Genomic DNA, 4,532 nt, shown 5'->3' on the forward strand with positions numbered 1-4,532 from the left:
GGCGGCACCGCGCTCACGGCCCGCCTCGCCGGCCTCGACGCGACGGCCCGGCGCGAGGCGCTGCTGGCCACGGTCCGCCAGCTGGCGGCCGTGGTCCTGGGTCACACCACGGACGCCTCGATCCGTTCCGAGTCGGCGTTCAAGGAGCTGGGCTTCGACTCCCTCACCGGAGTGGCGCTGCGCAACCGGCTGGCCGCCGCCACCGGCCTGCGGCTGCCCGCCACCCTCGTCTTCGACTACCCCACCCCGCAGGCCCTCACCGACCACCTGCTCCGCCACCTCGACGGCACCACCGCCGCCGCCGCGACACCGGGAAGGATCGCGGCGGCGGCCGACGAGCCGATCGCGGTGGTGGCGATGGCCTGCCGCTTCCCCGGCGGGGTGACCTCGCCCGAGGAGCTGTGGGAGCTGGTCGCGGACGGGCGGCACGTGGTCGGGCCCTTCCCCACCAACCGTGGCTGGGACCTGGCCAACCTCTTCCACCCCGACCCGGACCACCCCGGCACCAGCTACGCCTCCCAGGGCGCGTTCCTCCACGACGCCGACGCCTTCGACGCGGCGTTCTTCGGCATCAACCCCCGCGAGGCGCTGGCCATGGACCCGCAGCAGCGCCTGCTGCTGGAGACCGCCTGGGAAGCCCTCGAACGCGCCGGGATCAACCCGCACACCCTCAAGGACAGCCTCACCGGCGTCTACACGGGCGTCATGTACCACGACTACGGCACCGGTCTGGCGGCCGATCCGCGCCTGGCGGGCTACAGCATGCTCGCCAACTCGGGCAGCGTCGTCTCCGGCCGGGTGGCGTACACCCTCGGGCTCCAGGGCCCGGCCGTCAGCGTGGACACCGCCTGTTCCTCCTCACTGGTGGCGATGCACCTGGCGGCGCAGGCGCTGCGCGGCGGCGAGTGCGAGCTGGCACTGGCCGGCGGCGTCACGGTGCTGGCCACCCCCGAGGTCTTCACCAACTTCTCCCGCCAGCGCGGCCTGGCCCCGGACGGCCTGTGCAAGCCGTTCGCCGCCGCCGCGGACGGCACCGGGTGGAGCGAGGGCGCCGGGCTGCTGGTACTGGAACGCCTCTCCGACGCCCGCCGCAACGGCCACCAGGTGCTGGCCGTCATCCGCGGCTCCGCCATCAACCAGGACGGCGCCAGCAACGGCCTCACCGCCCCCAACGGCCCCTCCCAGCAGCGGGTCATCACCCAGGCCCTGGCCAGCGCCGGGGTGTCCGCCGCCGAGGTGGACGCGGTGGAGGCGCACGGCACCGGCACCACCCTCGGCGACCCGATCGAGGCGCAGGCGCTGCTCGCCACCTACGGCCAGGACCGGCCGGACGAGGACCAGCCCCTCTGGCTGGGCTCGATCAAGTCCAACATCGGGCACGCCCAGGCCGCCGCCGGGGTCGCGGGCGCCATCAAGATGATCATGGCCATGCGGCACGGCGTCCTGCCGCCCACCCTGCACGTGAACGAGCCCTCCCCCCACGTCGACTGGGACAGCGGCAACGTCCGGCTACTGACCGAACCCGCCGACTGGCCGCAGACCGACGGCCGCCCCCGCCGCGCCGCCGTCTCCTCCTTCGGCGCCTCCGGCACCAACGCCCACCTCATCCTCGAACAGGTCCCCGGCGAAACGCCCGGCACAGCCCCGGCCGCCACGCCCGGCCTCGTACCCTGGCCGCTCTCCGCCCGCAGCGAGGAGGCACTGCGCGCCCAGGCCACCCGCCTCGCCGAACGCCTCCGCGCGGACGAGGAGGTGCCGGTCACGGACGTCGGCTGGTCCCTCGCCACGACCCGGGCCACCTTCGAACGCCGGGCCGTGATCGTGGGCGAGGACCGGGAGGAGATGACCGCGGCCCTGGCGGCGCTCGCCGAGGGCGCGCCGCACGCCGCGCTCGTCGCCCCCGGCGGCGAGGCCCCGGAGACGCCGGGGAAGACCGTGTGGCTCTTCTCCGGCCAGGGCAGTCAACGCCCCGGCATGGGCGCCGCGCTGCACGCCCGCTTCCCCGTCTTCGCCGACGCCTTCGACGAGATCTGCGCTCTCCTCGACCCCCATCTCGACCGCCCGCTGCGCGAGATCGTCTTCGCCACCCACCACGACACCGCCGACCTCATCCACCACACCACCTACACCCAGACCGGCCTGTTCGCCCTCCACGTCTCCCTCGCCCGCCTCCTCACCTCCATGGGCCTGGCCCCGGACGCGGTGGCCGGGCACTCCATCGGCGAGGTCAGCGCCGCCCACCTCGCCGGTGTGCTGTCACTCGACGACGCCGCCCACCTGGTCGCCGCCCGCGCCACCCTCATGGGGTCGCTCCCCGAAGGCGGCGCCATGGCCACCCTCCACGCCACCGAGGACGAAGTCGCCCCCACCCTCGCCGACTTCCCCGGCCTGGCCATCGCCGCCACCAACACCCCCGCCCACACCGTGATCTCCGGCGCCGCCGACCAGGTCGCGGCGGCGGCGGCCCACTGGCGCGACCAGAGCCGCCGGGTCCGCGAGCTGCCGGTCTCCCACGCCTTCCACTCCCCCCAGATGGAGTCCATCCTCACCCCCTTCCAGCAGGCCATCGCCGACCTCGACTTCCACGCGCCCGCCCTCCCCCTCATCAGCAACCTCACCGGCGAGCCCGCCGACCCCGGCCACATCACCACCCCCGCCTACTGGGCCGAGCACATCCGCCGGCCCGTCCGCTTCCACCAGACCATCAGCCACCTCGCCGCCGCCCACGACGCCGGCCTCTTCCTCGAACTCGGCCCCACCCCCGTCCTCACCCACGCCGTCCACCACACCCTCCCCGAGACCACCGCCGCCGCAGCCCTGCCCACCCTCACCGGCAAGCAGCCCGACACCCACGCCCTCGCCCAGGCCCTGGCCACCCTCCACACCACCCACGCCCCCGTCGACTGGACCCCCTGGCACCAGCGCCGCCACGTCACCGACCTCCCCACCTACCCCTTCCAGCACCAGCCGTACTGGATCGCGCCGCGCCCCTCCGGCGGCGGCGCCTCCCCGGGCGGCACGGCACTCGACCACCCGCTGCTGGACTCGGTGGCGCCGCTGGCGGACGGCGGGGTGGTGCTCAGCGGTTACGTCCCGGCGGCCGACCACGCCAGCTGGCTGACGGAGCACACCATCGCGGGAACGGTCCTGCTGCCCGGCACCGCCCTGCTGGAGCTGGCGCTGTGCGCCGCCGGCCACGCCCCCGGAACGCCGCACGTCGAGGAGTTGCTCCTCCACCACCCGCTCACCCTCCACCCCACCGAACCCCTCGCGCTCCAGGTCATCCTCGGCGCCGGCGGCGAACTGCACGTCTACACCCGCCTGGCGTCCACGCCCTCGACGGAGTGGACCCACCACGCGACCGCCACCCTCACCGCCCAGCCCACGGCCGGGACGCGGGCGGAGGAGACCTGGCCGCCGCCGGGTGCCGAACGCGTCGACCTCACCGGCTTCTACGAGCGCGCCGCCGACGACGGCTACGCGTACGGGCCCGCCTTCCAGGGACTCCACGCCCTGTGGCGCGACGGCGACGACCTCCTCGCCGAGATCGCGCTCCCCGACGGCGAGGCCACCGACGCCCTCGCGCTCCACCCGGCGCTCCTCGACGCCGCGCTCCACCCCCTCATCGCCACCGCCGGGACCGCGGACGGCGAGGTCTGGCTGCCGTTCTCCTGGAGCGGCGTCACCCTGCACGCCACCGGCGCCACCCACGCCCGCGCCCGCATCACCCGCGCCGGGAACGGGAGCGGGGACGGCGAGGGCGGCCTCGTCCTCACCCTCACCGACCCGGCCGGCGAACTCATCCTGACCGCCGCCTCCGTCACCACCCGCCCCACCCGCCTCGCCTCCCCCCAGCAGCCCCTCCCCGAGGGCCTGTTCACCCTGGCGTGGACGCCCGCTTCCCCGCTCGCCGACCGGGTGGACGAGCCCGCGCCGACGCCGTCCCGCACCGTCGTCACCACGGGCGAGGGTGGCGAGTTGGACGCCGTACGGCGGGCGTTGACGCTCGTACAGGAGTGGCTGGCCGATCCGAAGCCGGACGACGCGCCGCTGGTCATCGTCACCCGCAAGGCCGTCGCCGTGGACGAGGACGCCACCATCGACCCCGCCGCCGCGGCCGTCTGGGGCCTGGTCCGCAGCGCCCAGACCGAGAACCCCGGCCGATTCGTCCTCCTCGACACCGACACCGGCACGGACACGGACGCCCCGGTCGACGACGCGATCCGCTGCGCCCTCGACCTCGACGAACCGCAGCTGGCACTGCGCGGCGACCGGATCCTCGTCCCCCGGCTGAGCCGCGCGACCGCCTCGGAGCTGCTCCTTCCCGCCGCCGGGGAGGGGGCCTGGCGCCTGGAAGCCGGTGCCGGGACGATCGACGCCGTCGCGCCGGTGCCGTTCCCGGAGGCGGAGGAGCCGCTGGCCGCCGGACGCGTACGCATCGCGGTGCGCGCGGCCGGGATCAACTTCCGCGACGTGATGGTGACCCTCGGCGTCGTGCCCGACCGCCGCGGCCTGGGAGGCGAGGGCGCGGG

Annotated in this window: 1 protein-coding gene; it reads left to right on the plus strand. The window is 75.4% G+C overall.

Features of this window, described 5'->3' with window-relative positions:
• The coding region (locus tag ACWDSL_RS52025) for a type I polyketide synthase (RefSeq protein WP_450496619.1) at positions 1 to 4,532 on the plus strand (4,532 nt) is incomplete at both ends.

The organism is Streptomyces sp. NPDC000941, assembly GCF_053599555.1.